This window comes from Paenibacillus sp. FSL M8-0142 (assembly GCF_038597315.1).
Lineage (GTDB): Bacteria > Bacillota > Bacilli > Paenibacillales > Paenibacillaceae > Paenibacillus_AQ > Paenibacillus_AQ lactis.
On record NZ_CP152008.1, the window covers coordinates 1,375,728 to 1,390,135 of the forward strand.

16 protein-coding genes are annotated in these 14,408 nt (G+C 53.5%); 14 read left to right on the forward strand and 2 right to left on the reverse strand.

Going from position 1 to position 14,408, the window contains the following annotated elements; genetic code table 11:
* Positions 1-135: 135 nt before the first annotated feature.
* Entirely contained in the window at positions 136-501 is a 366-nt protein-coding gene (locus NSQ46_RS06460) for a phage holin family protein (protein ID WP_007127258.1), read from the reverse strand.
* Between the two features lie 158 nt (positions 502-659).
* Between NSQ46_RS06460 and NSQ46_RS06465 the strand changes: the two genes are divergently transcribed.
* From NSQ46_RS06465 to NSQ46_RS06480, 4 genes are all read left to right on the forward strand, one after another.
* A complete protein-coding gene (locus tag NSQ46_RS06465) occupies positions 660-3,029 on the forward strand; it encodes an endonuclease MutS2 (RefSeq protein WP_007127259.1) in 2,370 nt (789 codons plus the stop codon).
* A gap of 131 nt (positions 3,030-3,160) precedes the next feature.
* Positions 3,161-3,580, forward strand: coding sequence for a DUF350 domain-containing protein (locus NSQ46_RS06470; RefSeq protein ID WP_007127260.1), 420 nt, complete (start codon positions 3,161-3,163; stop codon positions 3,578-3,580).
* A gap of 165 nt (positions 3,581-3,745) precedes the next feature.
* Complete coding sequence (locus tag NSQ46_RS06475; protein WP_040737785.1) at positions 3,746-4,315, forward strand: hypothetical protein; 570 nt, start codon at positions 3,746-3,748, stop codon at positions 4,313-4,315.
* Between the two features lie 145 nt (positions 4,316-4,460).
* Positions 4,461-5,681: an MFS transporter gene (locus tag NSQ46_RS06480; RefSeq protein ID WP_342576495.1), complete on the forward strand. Its 1,221-nt coding sequence runs from the start codon at positions 4,461-4,463 to the stop codon at positions 5,679-5,681.
* 84 nt (positions 5,682-5,765) lie between these two features.
* Here the strand turns inward: NSQ46_RS06480 and NSQ46_RS06485 are convergent, their stop codons facing one another.
* A complete protein-coding gene (locus NSQ46_RS06485) occupies positions 5,766-6,992 on the reverse strand; it encodes an FAD-dependent oxidoreductase (protein ID WP_342576496.1) in 1,227 nt (408 codons plus the stop codon).
* A 150-nt stretch (positions 6,993-7,142) separates the two neighbouring features.
* On the opposite strand from NSQ46_RS06485, the gene NSQ46_RS06490 reads away from it, so the two are divergent.
* From NSQ46_RS06490 to modA, 10 genes are all read left to right on the forward strand, one after another.
* Positions 7,143-7,379 carry a hypothetical protein gene (locus tag NSQ46_RS06490; RefSeq protein ID WP_007127264.1) on the forward strand — a complete coding sequence of 79 codons (237 nt, stop codon included), beginning with the start codon at positions 7,143-7,145 and terminating at the stop codon, positions 7,377-7,379.
* 47 nt (positions 7,380-7,426) lie between these two features.
* Positions 7,427-7,807, forward strand: a complete 381-nt coding sequence (locus NSQ46_RS06495) for a spore coat protein (RefSeq protein ID WP_342576497.1) — start codon at positions 7,427-7,429, stop codon at positions 7,805-7,807.
* A gap of 181 nt (positions 7,808-7,988) precedes the next feature.
* Positions 7,989-8,489 carry an Lrp/AsnC family transcriptional regulator gene (locus tag NSQ46_RS06500; RefSeq protein WP_007127266.1) on the forward strand — a complete coding sequence of 167 codons (501 nt, stop codon included), beginning with the start codon at positions 7,989-7,991 and terminating at the stop codon, positions 8,487-8,489.
* Between the two features lie 14 nt (positions 8,490-8,503).
* The gene (locus NSQ46_RS06505) at positions 8,504-9,709 is read left to right on the forward strand and encodes an aminotransferase class I/II-fold pyridoxal phosphate-dependent enzyme (RefSeq protein ID WP_028403780.1); all 1,206 of its coding nucleotides are present in this window, start codon (positions 8,504-8,506) and stop codon (positions 9,707-9,709) included.
* A gap of 118 nt (positions 9,710-9,827) precedes the next feature.
* On the forward strand, positions 9,828-10,091 hold the full coding sequence (locus NSQ46_RS06510; protein ID WP_007127268.1) for an aspartyl-phosphate phosphatase Spo0E family protein: 264 nt from the start codon (positions 9,828-9,830) through the stop codon (positions 10,089-10,091).
* 209 nt (positions 10,092-10,300) lie between these two features.
* A complete protein-coding gene (locus tag NSQ46_RS06515) occupies positions 10,301-10,861 on the forward strand; it encodes a cob(I)yrinic acid a,c-diamide adenosyltransferase (RefSeq protein ID WP_342576498.1) in 561 nt (186 codons plus the stop codon).
* Positions 10,862-10,864: 3 nt separating this feature from the next.
* The gene (locus NSQ46_RS06520) at positions 10,865-11,878 is read left to right on the forward strand and encodes an RluA family pseudouridine synthase (RefSeq protein WP_251535478.1); all 1,014 of its coding nucleotides are present in this window, start codon (positions 10,865-10,867) and stop codon (positions 11,876-11,878) included.
* Positions 11,879-11,912: 34 nt separating this feature from the next.
* Positions 11,913-12,275, forward strand: a complete 363-nt coding sequence (locus NSQ46_RS06525) for an arsenate reductase family protein (protein ID WP_007127271.1) — start codon at positions 11,913-11,915, stop codon at positions 12,273-12,275.
* 419 nt (positions 12,276-12,694) lie between these two features.
* Positions 12,695-13,558, forward strand: coding sequence for a 5'-3' exonuclease H3TH domain-containing protein (locus NSQ46_RS06530; protein ID WP_186332859.1), 864 nt, complete (start codon positions 12,695-12,697; stop codon positions 13,556-13,558).
* A 1-nt stretch (position 13,559) separates the two neighbouring features.
* On the forward strand, positions 13,560-14,399 hold the full coding sequence (modA, locus tag NSQ46_RS06535; protein WP_007127273.1) for a molybdate ABC transporter substrate-binding protein: 840 nt from the start codon (positions 13,560-13,562) through the stop codon (positions 14,397-14,399).
* Positions 14,400-14,408: the final 9 nt, after the last annotated feature.

Sequence of the window (14,408 nt, forward strand, 5' to 3'; positions counted from 1 at the left end):
GTTATGAAAAATTGGTGAACTCAGCGCTTAAAAATATGTCTGAACAGGACAACACCCCCCTGTTAGTGGCAACAGGGGGGTGCTGAGAAATATCCGCCGTACTTTCGAAGAAGGGCGGTTAGCCGCAGGTGTGTGCTACGAATTCTTGCGGCGGCTCTTGCCGGCTTCAAACGGTGTGGCGACCGGGATGAACAAATCGATGATCCCGATAACGAGCGCAGCAATTAGAGCGCCCAATACGGAGACGCTGACGCCTCCAACGATAAATTGGGCAAGGTAAATGACAAGGGCGCTCACGAGAAAGCCTACGATCCCGCGTCCAAACGGGGTGACCCTCTTGCCGAAGATCCCCTCAATCGCCCAGCCAAACAGAGCGATAACCAGCGCAAGCAAGAGCGCACTTCCGAATCCGCCGACGGTGAATTGAGGAACAATCCATCCCACGACCATAAGTACAAGCGCGGCAACGATAAATCGAACGACGTGCCCGAGGAATTGCATGGTACTTGCCTCCTTAGAAATAGGACTAAGAATGTTACGCAGAAATTATTTTGTTCAATTGAGCCTGCGGTTATGTGTGGAAGGATTTTGGTTTCCATGGCGAATTTCCATGGCTTTCGTTATAATATATGCATTGATTGAGAGGAGTTGTGAGCTTCTTGAACGACAAGATTTTGCAAACGTTGGAATATCGAAAAATTTTAAATACATTGTCGCAGTATACCCAGACCTCGATGGGAGCCGAGAGAACGGAGCAGCTTCGGCCCGTTGCGGAGCTTGAGGACGTGAAGCATCTGCTCGCGGCGACCGACCAGGCGTACACCGTCGATCGGCTGAAGGGAACGCCTTCCTTCAGCGGTGTTACGGATATTAATGACGCATTAAAGCGGGCGCGGATCGGAGGGACGCTGAATCCGCATGAGCTGTTAGCCACGGCGAACACCATCTTAGGCTCGCGGCGCATTAAGCGTTTCATCGCAGGCATCCATGAGGATGAACCCATCGACATCCTGTTTCATTTGAGCGATTTGATCTCGGAGCAGAAGCCGCTGGAGGATGCGATCCGGGCATGCATCGACGATTCGGCCGAGGTGCTGGATACGGCAAGCGCGGAGCTGGCCCAGATTCGGCGCGAGCTGCGAAACGGCGAGGTGCGGATCCGGGAGAAGCTGGAATCGATGATCCGCTCCCAATCGGTGGCGAAGATGCTGCAGGATCAGCTGATTACGATCCGCGGCGACCGTTTTGTCATTCCGGTCAAGGCGGAGTACCGTTCATACTTCGGCGGCATCGTCCATGATCAATCCGGATCCGGCGCTACCCTGTTTATCGAGCCGGAATCCATTGTGGCCATGAACAACAAGCTTCGGGAGACCCGGATTCGGGAAGAACGGGAAATTGAAGTCATCCTGCAAAAATTGACCGCACAGGTCGGCGAGCAGGCCGACGTGCTGGCGATTGACGTCGATCTGGTCGGCCAGCTGGACTTTATTTTTGCCAAAGCCCGCTTGGCGCATGTCATGAAGGCTTCGCTGCCGCGAATGAACGACCGGGGATATATCAAGCTCCGCAAAGGCCGCCATCCGCTAATTCCGATGGATCAGGTCGTGCCGCTTGATGTCGAGCTGGGCAATTCGTATACTTCGATCATCGTGACCGGCCCCAACACCGGAGGAAAGACCGTTACGCTGAAAACGATCGGGCTGCTCAATCTGATGGCGATGTCCGGTTTGTTCATTCCGGCCGAGGAAGGCAGCCAGATGTGCGTATTCGATGCGATTTATGCCGATATCGGGGATGAGCAGAGCATCGAGCAGAGCCTGAGTACTTTTTCCAGCCATATGACCAATATCATTCGCATTTTGACCCAAATGACCCCGAAAAGCCTAGTATTGCTGGACGAGGTAGGGGCAGGTACAGATCCGGCGGAGGGCTCCGCCCTCGCGATCGCGATCCTCGAGCATATCCATTCCATGGGTTGCCGCATGATTGCCACAACCCACTATTCCGAGCTGAAAGCCTACGCTTACGAGCGGAAGGGCATTATTAACGCCAGCATGGAATTCGACATCAACACGCTGAGCCCAACCTATAGGCTCCTCGTCGGCGTGCCGGGACGAAGCAACGCTTTTGCGATTGCGGAACGGCTCGGTCTGCCGGGCTCCATTCTGGAATTTGCCCGGGGTGAAGTGAAGGAAGAGGATCAGCGGGTCGAGCATATGATTGCCTCTCTTGAGGAAAACCGGCATACTGCCGAGGTTGAACGCGAGAAGGCGGAGCAGGTCCGGAAGGAAATGGAGGAGCTGCGCGCCCGTCATCGTGAGGAGCTTCAGCGGCTGGAGGACCAGCGCGATAAGCTGGTTGATAAAGCGCGCGTGGAAGCGAAGCAGATTGTCGATAAAGCTCGTTCCGAGGCGGAACAGATCATATCGGATCTGCGCAAGCTGGCCCAGGAGGAAGGGGCTTCGGTTAAGGAGCATAAGCTGATCGCGGCCAGAAAGCGGCTGGAGGAAGCCGAGCCCGAGCAGGGCAAAAGGCCGGGGGCACAGCGCCAGAGCAAGCAGCAGCGCAGTATCGAAGCCGGTGACGAGGTCCGCGTGTACAGCCTGAACCAGAAAGGCCATGTGGTGGAGCTCGCAGGATCGAAGGAAGCGATTGTGCAGCTTGGCATCATGAAGATGAAGGTCGGGCTCGACGATTTGGAGCTGCTGTCCAATCCGGCTGCAAACGCCAAACAGGCCCAGAAGCAGCATGCCACGGTGCTCAAGCGAACGCGTGATGCAAATATCCGCAATGAGCTTGATCTTCGTGGCGCCAATTTGGAGGAAGCGTTAATCGAGGTGGACCGCTTTATCGACGAGGCGTTCCTCGGCAACCTGGGCCAGATTTACATCATCCATGGCAAAGGTACGGGGATATTGCGAACAGGCATTCAGGAATATTTGCGCAAGCATAAGCATGTCAAAAGCTACCGCCTCGGCAACTACGGTGAAGGCGGAACCGGCGTTACGATTGCCGAGCTGAAATAAGGAAGAGCAAAAATCAGGAACCGTTTTCTCCTTCATACGTATACAATACACCATAGGGATTAGTCCGGCGGGATTCTTGACCTCACCAGGTCTTCAGAGTCCCGCCGAGGTTCGGGGAGGAACTATTGGGAATGATGGAAGCGATTGATCATTTGCTGACCCACCCATTGGGCGTGCTTGTCGGGTATTTTTCGGTGGCTATATTGGCGCTGATCGTGTACCTGTATTGCTTTGAGCTGGTCACCAAGTACAACTGCTGGGATGAAATACGCAAGGGTAATGTGGCCGCAGCCATGGCAACGGGAGGCAAGGTATTCGGTATTTGCAATGTTATGCGCTACAGCATTACGGCCAACACCTCCATTTACGGTATGATTAAATGGTCGTTCTTAGGGTTTATACTGCTGTTGGCGGCATATTTGCTGTTGGAATTCCTTACTCCGGTATTCTCCGTTGATGAGGAAATCGGCAAGGATAACCGTGCCGTCGGCTTAATTGTGCTGCTGATCACCGTATCTTTATCTTACATTATCGGCGCCAGTATTACGTAGGGCTGCTAGTACGGGAGGAAAAGTACGATGAAATATTTGCCGCGGGTGCTGTTTGCGGCCGCCTTGATCTTCTTTGTGGGGGGCATCGTTTATTTGATGTCCCAGTAAAATATATGAACCGACCTATCATGGGCCGCTTTAATTAGGAAAGGAATGAATGTAACGATGGAGCCAACGGTATGTCCATGGTGTCAAAATGAAATTGTGTGGGACGAAGAGATCGGTCCCGAGGATACATGTCCCCACTGCTCCAACGAGCTGAAGGGGTACCGGACCCTCAGCATTTCCATTGACCGGGAGGATGAGGAAGCCGATCCGGCGGATCTGGATGAAGTGGACGAAGAATCCTTTGATATCTCCGAAGATGAGAAGCGTGAGCTTCACCGCATATGGGGATCCGATACGGAGAACCTCTCTTCGCTGCGAACGGTGGATAAGTACGGAGAGGATCATGATTTGTTTGCATTCGAGGAGGCCGTGGAAGCGGTTCTGGACGAGCAGGACGAGGTGCCGGAGTGCTTCCATTGCCGGGAGTATATGCTCCATGCGGGCACGCAGCGCGTGACGGAAGAGGGATTCCAGCCGGCTGTCGCCTCCTTGCTGCAAGGACCGGTGCTGAAGCCGCCTTTCGACATGAACGTCTACGTGTGTCCAGGTTGCTTCCAGGTACAGTACAATCTGGCCGAGGACGACCGTTTGCGTTTGATTCGAAGCTTTATCCAGAAAAAGGAATAGCCGTAAGGATAGGCGAAATGGCCCGTCTTAGGGCTTGTTACAGGGAACCGCTAAGGAGCGGTTCCCTTTTTTCGTTATGAAGCGGGCACGGAAAGGGTAAAATATCCGAGGACTTTCAGTGTAACTGGCAAGGGAGGAACTGCAGATGAAATGGACAAAGGACCCCCAGGCTATCCTTCTACTTTCCGTTCATGGCCTCTTCATTCTATCGAGCGCGCTGTCGGGCACATTCCTGAACGTGTACCTGTGGAAGAGCCGGCAGGATTATTTGATGCTTGGCTGGTTTACGATTGCCCAGCAAGTCGCTTTGGGGCTTACCTTCTGGGCTGCGGGGAAATGGGTGAAGGAGCACAATAAGATGAATGCCCTCCGCCTCGGAATTGCCGTTTCCGGCATATTCTATATGTGCGTGCTGTGGGCAGGAGGTCAAGCCGTTGATTACATTTGGCCCCTCGGCTTGCTGTTCGGCGTATCGCTGGGATTGTTCTGGCTGGCCTTTAATGTCGTCTATTTCGAAGTGTCCAGCGCGGAGAACCGGGACTGGTTCAATGGCTGGATCGGGCTGCTGGGCTCCATCACCGGCATTATCGGGCCGTGGTTGGCCGGCTGGATCATCACGATTATGCACGGAGAGTCCGGCTACAGGTTTATTTTCACGGTCTCGATGATCATTTACGGCGTAACGGTCGTTCTTAGTTTTTTTCTGCACAAGCGTCCGGTCCAGGACAGCTACCATTGGCTCGAAGCCTATCACCGGTTAAAGGAAGGCGGGGTGTGGAAATATGCCGTATGGGGGCTTGCCGTGCAGGGGATGCGGGAAGGGGTATTTTCCTTTCTCATCACGCTGCTCGTATTTGTCGCTACCGACCGTGAGGCCAAGCTCGGCCAATTCGCGCTAATCACCTCTGCCGTCTCGCTCGTTAGCTACTGGATATGCGGGAAATGGTTCAAGCCGAAGTACCGCAAAACCGGTATGCTCATCGGCGCAGCGTGTATGCTGCTTGTCATTGTGCCTTTGCTTCTGGATGTCAATTATACGACCCTGCTGGTGCTTGGTATCGGTACCTCGCTGTTTATCCCGCTGTACATGCTGCCGTCCGTATCGGTAAGCTTCGATCTGATGGGACTTAACCGGGAAAACGTGGAGAAGCGGGTGGAGCTTGTCGTTCTTCGGGAGCTGAGCCTCACTTTGGGGAGAATCGCAGGACTTCTGGTCTTTATCATGGTGTTGTCCATACGGCAGGATACGTTAACGATTACCTTGCTGCTTTTGTTTTTGGGCGCTTCGCCGATCGGCTCATGGATCTTTATGCGGAAGCTGTTTACCGGGGACAAACAAGCGACCTATACTGGGAAAGCCGACTAGGAAACACGGGGAATCAGTCATTCAAAAAAAAGGGTATCCGCGGGTTCGTGCCCGGGATACCCTTTGCTGCATTGGCCAGCATGTCTATTCGTTCTTGATCTCGACCGGACGGGTCAAGGACAGCCACGCCAGCGCTTCGGGCTCACGGCCTGCAATGGCTTCAGCCAGGAGCTCTGCCGCAATCATGCTGAATACCGTACCGTTGCCGCCGTATACCTCCATGAAATAGCTGTTCGGGTATTCGGGATGACATCCGATGAGCGGCATGCCATCCTTCGTAGACGCGAAGATCCCCGCCCAGGCGCAAGCCATTCTTACGCCTTCCAGCTTGGGGAACATGCGGCCGATTTCCTTCAGCAGCCTGGCGCTTCGTTCCTTGATGAACTGATCCGGCCTGCCGGAAGAAGGGGGAGGCTCGTCCAGTCCGCCGGCCATAATCCGGTGATCCGGCGTTGTTCTGAAATAGAGATAGGGCTTGCCGGACTCCCACAGTAACGCCTGATCGTGCCAAGAAGATAGATCGGATACCGGCTCGGTCATGATCGCATACGTGTTGGTCAGCACCACCTGACGGTCCGGCTTCCAATCCTGCATGGCATAACCTCCAGCCCATACGGCCTGCTTAGCCGTCACCGCCCCCCGCTGCGTATGGGCCACTACGCTGCTGTCGGTATATAGGCAATTCAGGACTTCACTCTCCTCATAAATCCGGAGCCCCTGAAGGCTAGCGTCTTTCAGCATGCCGTGTCCGAGAAGGTAAGGATTAACCTCGGCGTCTCCACGGGTATATAGCGCCGCTTCCTTTGCGAAAGGAAAGGCGGCCTTGATTCGCTCGCGGTCCCAATACTCCACATCGAAGCCGCAGCGCTTCAGAATATCATACTCATGCCGAAGCTTGCCGGCATCCTCAGGCGTGCTCGCATAATAGAGACTGTTTCTTTCCGTGAAGGATGAATCGATGGATAGCTCTCCGGCAATATCAGATAGTCGGTTCACCGCATCTTTGCACATCCGGTAAAAGGCCTTGCCCTGCTGTTCGTTAAACTGCTGAATCAGCTCGGAAAGCATCCGGTCGTTGGCGAACTGCAGAAGTCCCGCATTGGCCGAGGTGCTGCCGCCGCAAACGCGCCCTTTTTCCAACAACACGGTGTCCACACCCTGTTTCGTCAGTACGTAGGCCATGGCCGCTCCGCTGATGCCCCCGCCGATCACAAGAACATCGCAATGGATCTTATCTTCTAAACGGGGGTATTTCGCTACGGGCTCGTTGTGTAAAAATGTCCAGGGGGTGGTGCCGCCGGTCAATATCATGTTCTTCGCGCTTCCTCCTTCAAAACGTATGGGGCGATCCATATTAGTTTTGGATTCCTGCCGGGGATTTATGAGGCCCGGAACATAGTTTTTATTGCCCGAGGCATACTAGGGTTGCGATACTTTATGGCAAAGGAGAATGACAACGACATGACATCCAATCATCAAATGGAGCCGCTGACCTTCAAAGAGCTGGACTATATCGCGGATTGCCTATCGAATGAAGCGATGCTGGCCAAGCATTGCGCGGCAACGGCGGCGGCAAGCAAGAATCCTGCGATCCAGCAGGCACTGATGGGGTTTGCAAGCCGTCACGAGCAGCATATGGATACCCTGGTGAATTCGCTCCAGGCACACAGCGGAATCGCGCCTGCACAGCCCCAGTAACCTCAACCTTAAATACATCGAGCACATGAACATAAGGAGGATTATTAATGGCATCCATGGGCAATGCTTCATTTTTACCGGAACAGGATATGCTCAGCACGATTTTGGGTGAGCTGAAGCGAACGGTTCGCGAATATACGACGGCCACAACGGAGTCATCCTGCCCCGCCGTCCGGCAAATGTTCGAGAGCCTGACTGCGGACACGTTGAAGCTGCAGGGGGAGTTATACAGCCTGATGAAACAGCAAAACATGTATTCCGCCGGATCATATGCGCTGAAGGTCGATGTGGACAAGCAGTATAAGCAGGCACAGCAGTCCGTCCAAAAAGCGCGGGATCTAATCGGCCAAAAAAACGCAGCGATGGGTCCGTTCGCACACCAGCCGAATGTTGCTTCCCATGCGGCAAACGTTCCGCCGCTATCCTAAATGCAGCCATGCTTTTCCCCGCATAAAAACCGATGGTTCTTGCTGCAGCTTTCGCGGGAGCAGCCGTCGGTTTTTTTGTTTTGCACATCCCATGTGAGTTATTGTAATATAGGTATTAATCTCTGCTTCCGAACCCTGCAGCTGATGAAGGGATCGAAAGCAAGTGCTGGAGGATACGTATATGGAAGAGCTAAGCGAATTGAAACTGAAGGTGCTTGACCTGCTGAAAGAGGACGCGAGAAGATCGCCGGCTTTGCTCTCAACCCTTCTTGGTGTCGATGAGGAAGAAGTAAAGACCTCCATTGCAGAGCTTGAGCGGGATCATGTGATCGTGAAATATGCGACAGTTGTCAATTGGGGCAAGGTTGAGGATGAGAAGGTAACGGCGCTGATCGAAGTACAGATTACGCCTGAACGCGGAAGAGGCTTCGAAGGCATTGCGGAGCGGATTTATCTGTTCCCTCAAGTGAAGTCGGTCTACCTCATGTCCGGCGCGTATGATCTGCTGGTTGAAGTGGAAGGCGCCAATTTGCGCGAAGTGGCCAATTTTGTGTCCGAGAAGCTGTCACCGATTGATTCGGTACTGTCGACCAAAACCAATTTTATTTTGAAAAAATATAAACAAGACGGGATTATTTTTGAAGAGCGTGAAGAAGACAACCGTCTCCTGATCTCGCCGTAAAGGAAGCGTGTGCTATGATTGTGAACGAACAGCAGCTTGCAGAACAAAACAGGAAATCGATGAGCTCCTATCTGGCGCCGAGTGTTAGAAATATTCAGCCTTCGGGAATCCGGAAGTTTTTCGATCTGGTCAGCGGCAACAAGGATATCATCACGCTCGGAGTCGGCGAGCCGGATTTCGTAACTCCGTGGCATGTCCGCGAAGCCTGCGTTTATTCCCTTGAGCGCGGGTTTACCGGCTATACGTCCAATGCGGGCATGCCGGAGCTGCGCGAAGCGATTGCGGAATATTTGAACGACAGCTTCCATGTCGCTTACGACCCTGCGAATGAAATGATTGTGACCGTCGGCGGAAGCGAAGCGATCGATCTGGCGCTTAGGGCCTTGATCGTTCCCGGCGACGAAATTTTGATACCTGAACCGTGTTATATTTCTTATTCTCCGATTACCTCGCTGGGCGGCGGGGTGCCGGTTGGCATCGAGACGAAGGCCGAGAATCAGTTCAAGCTGACGGCCGAGGCCCTCGAGGCGAAGATTACGCCGAAGTCGAAAATACTGATTCTGTGTTATCCAAGCAATCCGACAGGGGCTATTATGACCTATGAGGATTGGCTCCCGATTGCGGAAGTGGTGGAGAAGCATGATCTGATCGTCATCTCCGATGAGATCTATGCCGAGCTAACGTACGAAGGCAAGCATGTCAGCTTTGCCCAGGTTCCGGGCATGAAAGACCGCACGATTCTGGTCAGCGGCTTTTCCAAGGCATTTGCAATGACGGGCTGGCGTATGGGATATGTGTGCGCGCATTCCGATCTGATTGCCGCCATGCTGAAGATTCATCAGTACACCGTCATGTGCGCGCCTGCGATGGGACAGGTGGCCGCGCTGGAGGCGCTCCGCAACGGTATGGGCGAGAAGGATCGCATGGTGGAGTCGTATAATCAGCGGCGCAGGCTCATTGTCAAGGGATTGTGTGAGGTCGGGCTGGATTGCCATGAACCGCAAGGGGCCTTCTACGCATTCCCAAGCATTAAGCGGACGGGGTTAACATCGGAGGATTTCGCCCAGCAGCTCCTGACAGAGGCCAAGGTCGCTGCCGTTCCAGGCACGGCTTTCGGATCGGGCGGGGAAGGCTTTATACGCTGCTCTTATGCAACATCCATATCACAGCTGAACGAAGCGTTGGAGCGTATAGGAAAGTTTATGGAAAAATTAATATAAGCAAGGAATTCGTTGTACGTTTTCCTTGAATTAACAAAAGTTTTACTTTTCATTGGTCAGAAATATGTTATAATTTTATTTTGGGAGCAGAATTTTACTTTCCAAGGAGGGATCACCAGTGTTTTGTGATTATGAATTGTCAAATTACCGTGGTGATTATACGGCTGAAGACAATGATCACGGTAAATGGTCAATGAAATCAGCGAAATCCACTCCTCAGGAAATCACCTTGGAAGACGAAATTCACATGCTCCGCCGGAAGATGGAGCAGATTTTTCTTGAAGAACAGTCCTTCACTTCGGAGATCGTGATCGAAATCAGCAGTTTGCTGGATTTGAAGATTAACGAGTACATGAAAGCCAACCCGAAAAAGAAATTATAAACGCGAGTATCCTCTAATATATGAAAAATATAAAGATAAGGCTGTTCTGTGGGTGATCCAATTACCCGCGTGAGCAGCCTTATTCACATCTGGACAATCCTCTTTTGGCTTGAAGCGATTGGGGAAGTTGCACCGGGTTGTGCTATAGTTGAGCATAATAAGTTGATATAAGAAAGCTGCCTGAATCGGGATAAGGAGGAGACGCGTAAATGAAGATATACACGAAAACAGGGGATGCCGGTGAGACTTCCATTATCGGCGGACGTGTTCCTAAGGATGATCCGCGGATCGAAGCGTACGGTACGATTGACGAATTAAACAGCTTTACCGGACAGGCCGTGTGCCTGGCGAAGGAGAGCGGGTTCGAGGAGCTGGCCCGGCAGCTGGTCCAGATCCAGCATGAGCTGTTTGATTGCGGCTCGGATTTAGCTTATGCAAGGCCACGCGAGGATAAATACAAGGTGAAAACCGGCCTGGTCGATCATTTGGAAGCGTGGATGGATGAGCTGGAGGAGGGCAATCCGCCGCTGGAACGCTTCATCCTGCCGGGAGGAAGCCCGCTGGCGGCCGCCCTCCATGTATGCCGGACCGTCTGCCGCCGGGCGGAACGGCTGACCGTTACGCTGCAGCGCGACATTGAGAGTAATCCGGAGGTACGCCGTTATCTGAACCGGCTGTCGGATTATTTCTTCGTGGCGGCGCGCGCGGCGAATGCCCGTGCGGGAATACCGGATGTGGAGTACGAGCGCAGCGGGAAGGTGTTTCGATAATTGATGGACTCGTATTATCCGCCGATCAAGTATGTCATATCCGGGCATGAGGAGGGCATGCTGCTAAAGACGATCCTCCAACAGCGGATGGGGGTATCCCGGAAGCTGCTCTCCCGGCTTAAGCTCACCGAAAAGGGGATCATGCTCAACGGCGAGCGTGTGTACATCAGCGTCAAGGTTAAGACAGGAGATGTCGTTGAAATCCGCATGGAGCAGGAGCGCTCGGATGATATTTTGCCGCAGCCGATGGATCTGGACATTATGTACGAGGACGAATTCATCCTTGTACTGAACAAGCCGGCAGGGGTCATTGTACATCCGACGCACGGGCATTATACGGATACGCTGGCCAACGGCGTCGTTCATTACTGGCTGCAGAAGGGCTGGAACTACCGCTTCCGGGCCGTGCACCGTCTGGACCAGGAAACATCGGGGGTGCTCGTTATTGCCAAGAACCCTTATGTTCATCAGCATATTTCCGAGCAAATGATCGCCGGGACCGTGGATAAAAGATATGTCGCCTTCGTTCATGGACGACCTGAGCCCGCCGATGGCGATATTGACGGACCGATCGATCGGGACCCGCTCGAGCCTCACCGGCGGATCGTTACGCCGAGCGGCTACCCGTCATTGACCCGCTACAAGCTGGTTGCGGCATACCGCGACGCTTCCTTGGTTGAATTGAAGCTGGAGACCGGCAGAACGCATCAAATTCGGGTGCATATGCTAAGCATCGGTTGCCCGCTGATCGGCGATCCGATGTACCGGCATCCGGTCTACAGCCGGGTGTCGGGGGCGGAATGGGCATCCTCCGCAAATACGGACCCGCTACCGCCTGTGCTATATGAGAAGGTGGCGAGGCTGGACGAGAGAATCGGAAGACAGGCGCTTCATGCCTCGAGCCTTACGCTTGTGCATCCGATGGATGGACGGACGGTCCAGTTCCGCGCACCGCTGCCGGATGATATGAATCGGCTGAAAGCATGGCTTCAGGAGGCTGAAAGGGCAAGATCTTAGCAGTTTTTACGACATAAGAAGGAGCACATAACGTATGAGCAAATTGAAGGTATACCAATATCCGAAATGCGGCACATGCCGGAATGCCGTGAAATGGCTTCAGAATGAAGGCTATGAGCTTGAGCTCCAAAATATTTTTGAAGAGGCCCCAAGCAAGGAAGAAATGGCCGATCTGGTTGCCAAGAGCGGGCTGGAGCTGAAGAAGTTTTTTAATACGAGCGGCGAGGTTTACAAGGAAATGAACCTGAAGGATAAATTGCCGGGTCTTTCCGATGATGAGAAGATCGAGCTGTTGTCCGGCAACGGCCGGTTGATCAAGCGTCCGATCGTGACGGACGGCAAGCAGGTGACGGTTGGTTTTAAGGCCGAGCAATATCAGGAGGCTTGGGGCAAGTAGGATGGCAGCCCCACCGAGTCAGCGGCGGGTATAAGAACCCTCCGGTCAACCCGGACATCAATCGAAATCCGAAATCGTCTCAAAACTGAACGCTGGTGCTGGAGAAGATGGGCATCATGCCGCCAACGGAGTTCACCCGGCCCCGGCAGCCGGCCAGTCAGCGGGATCCAACGAGGAAGCATCTTAAGGTCATGAGACCAAAGGATGCTTCTTTTTTGCGGATTTTTGAACCAGGCTGGTCTTCAGATGCCACCCGGATGAAAGGAATGGGCAGGAAATTCAAAGAAACGCCTTTAGACAAGCCCAAGATCCGAGGCTGATATGGTATAATGGCAAGGAATCATGATGGTAACCCATGCATAACAGAAGTATACAGTTAGGAGCGATATTACGTGATACCCCATCAACAACCATCCTTAATGCTCGTAGACGGGATGGCTTTATTATTTCGAGCTTATTATGCTACCGCATCCAGCGGATACATTCGCCGTACGAAATCCGGTCTGCCTACCAATGCGGTCTACGGATTCCTGCGTTATTTATGGGATGCAATCGATAAATTCAACCCGACCCATGTCGCCTGTTGCTGGGATATGGGATCGAAAACGTTCCGTTCGGAACAGTTTGCGATGTACAAGGGGAACCGTCCGGATGCGCCGGATGATTTGATCCCCCAGTTTTCCCTCGTACGAGAGGTGACCGAATGCCTCGGAATGCCGAATTTGGGGGTCGAGGGCTACGAAGCCGATGATTGCATCGGAACGTTGTCCAGACGGTTCGGCGGTGACATGAAGGTAATGATCTTGTCAGGGGACCATGATCTGCTGCAGCTTGTCAACGAATCCACCTCCGTCATTATTATGAAAAAAGGCCACGGCAATTATATGGTGTATACTCCGGAAACTTTGTATGCAGAGAAAGGCCTCCTGCCGAAGCAGGTCATTGATGTGAAGGGGCTTATGGGCGACACCAGCGACAACTACCCGGGCGTGCGCGGGATCGGAGAGAAGACGGCGGTCAAGCTGATTCAGGAATATGAATCGGTGGAAGGGATACTGGAAAATCTGGATGCCCTAACGAAGGGGGTTCGGAGCAAGATTGAAGCCGATCTGGATATGCTTCATCTGTCCCGTCAGCTTGCCGAGATCCACTGCGAGGTTCCGATGGAATGCGAGCTGGATCTATGCCGGTTGGCCGTGGATCCTGAACGTGCCCTGCAGAAGCTGGAAGAGCTTGAGATGAAGAGCCTTAGTCATCTGATCGGCGCTGCGGTGGTTTCCTGACATGGCCGGCCGCGGAACCTTCCCGAAACGGCCGATCATGATCACTGCGCTGTTAGCGGTGCTGCTCCTGCTATCGGCATGCGCTTCCGGTCGTTCTTCGGGAAATGATGCTCAAGATATGACGTCCGGCGGGGAAGAACCGGTGGAGCTCTTGGTATCCGCAGCCGCAAGTCTTAAGGACAGTATGGAGGAGGCAGGGCGGCTGTTCGAAGAGCAGCATTCCCATGTCCGGATCCGGTACAATTTCGGCGGCTCCGGCTCTCTGGGCCAGCAGCTGGAGCAAGGAGCCCCTGTCGATTTATTCGTATCCGCTGCAGTGGAGCCGATGGATCGTCTTGTCGATAAGGGGATTGTAAAGGCCGACTCGGTTCAGCTGATGTTCCGGAACAGCCTTGTGCTGATTGAGCCTGGGCCGAAGCCTTCCATCAAACAGCTGGACGAGCTGTTAAGACCGGATGTCCGGATTGTGGCGGTCGGTCAGCCCGATACCGTTCCGGCCGGCGAGTACGCTGCGGAAGCGCTGCAGCATGAAGGGCTATGGGACGAGGTGGAGTCCAAGGCCGTGTACGGCAAGGACGTGTCACAGGTGCTGGCTTACGTGGAGTCTGGCAATGCGGATGCGGGATTCGTCTACAAAACGGATTTGACCCATTCGTCGAAAGCCGTATTGTCCATGGAGATCAATCAGGGCCTGCATCAGCCGATCGAGTACCCCGCAGCCGTGCCGGTACAGGCCAAGCATCCGGAGGAGGCAAGCGAGCTGCTGGCTTTTATGAAAACGCCGGAAGTGAAAGCGATATTTCAGAAGGCAGGCTTCGACGTGGTGGAGGAATCGCCGTGACGGAAGCCG

Bases quoted from the DNA above. Each gene is read 5' to 3' on its own strand.
- NSQ46_RS06495 (WP_342576497.1), top strand. From the start codon at position 7,427: ATGGCATCCATGGGCAATGCTTCATTTTTACCGGAACAGGATATGCTC.
- NSQ46_RS06475 (WP_040737785.1), top strand. From the start codon at position 3,746: ATGGAGCCAACGGTATGTCCATGGTGTCAAAATGAAATTGTGTGGGAC.
- NSQ46_RS06460 (WP_007127258.1), bottom strand. From the start codon at position 501: ATGCAATTCCTCGGGCACGTCGTTCGATTTATCGTTGCCGCGCTTGTA.
- NSQ46_RS06525 (WP_007127271.1), top strand. From the start codon at position 11,913: ATGAGCAAATTGAAGGTATACCAATATCCGAAATGCGGCACATGCCGG.
- NSQ46_RS06470 (WP_007127260.1), top strand. From the start codon at position 3,161: ATGATGGAAGCGATTGATCATTTGCTGACCCACCCATTGGGCGTGCTT.
- NSQ46_RS06515 (WP_342576498.1), top strand. From the start codon at position 10,301: ATGAAGATATACACGAAAACAGGGGATGCCGGTGAGACTTCCATTATC.
- NSQ46_RS06530 (WP_186332859.1), top strand. From the start codon at position 12,695: ATGCTCGTAGACGGGATGGCTTTATTATTTCGAGCTTATTATGCTACC.
- NSQ46_RS06490 (WP_007127264.1), top strand. From the start codon at position 7,143: ATGACATCCAATCATCAAATGGAGCCGCTGACCTTCAAAGAGCTGGAC.
- modA (WP_007127273.1), top strand. From the start codon at position 13,560: ATGGCCGGCCGCGGAACCTTCCCGAAACGGCCGATCATGATCACTGCG.
- NSQ46_RS06485 (WP_342576496.1), bottom strand. From the start codon at position 6,992: ATGATATTGACCGGCGGCACCACCCCCTGGACATTTTTACACAACGAG.
- NSQ46_RS06500 (WP_007127266.1), top strand. From the start codon at position 7,989: ATGGAAGAGCTAAGCGAATTGAAACTGAAGGTGCTTGACCTGCTGAAA.
- NSQ46_RS06505 (WP_028403780.1), top strand. From the start codon at position 8,504: ATGATTGTGAACGAACAGCAGCTTGCAGAACAAAACAGGAAATCGATG.
- NSQ46_RS06520 (WP_251535478.1), top strand. From the start codon at position 10,865: ATGGACTCGTATTATCCGCCGATCAAGTATGTCATATCCGGGCATGAG.
- NSQ46_RS06480 (WP_342576495.1), top strand. From the start codon at position 4,461: ATGAAATGGACAAAGGACCCCCAGGCTATCCTTCTACTTTCCGTTCAT.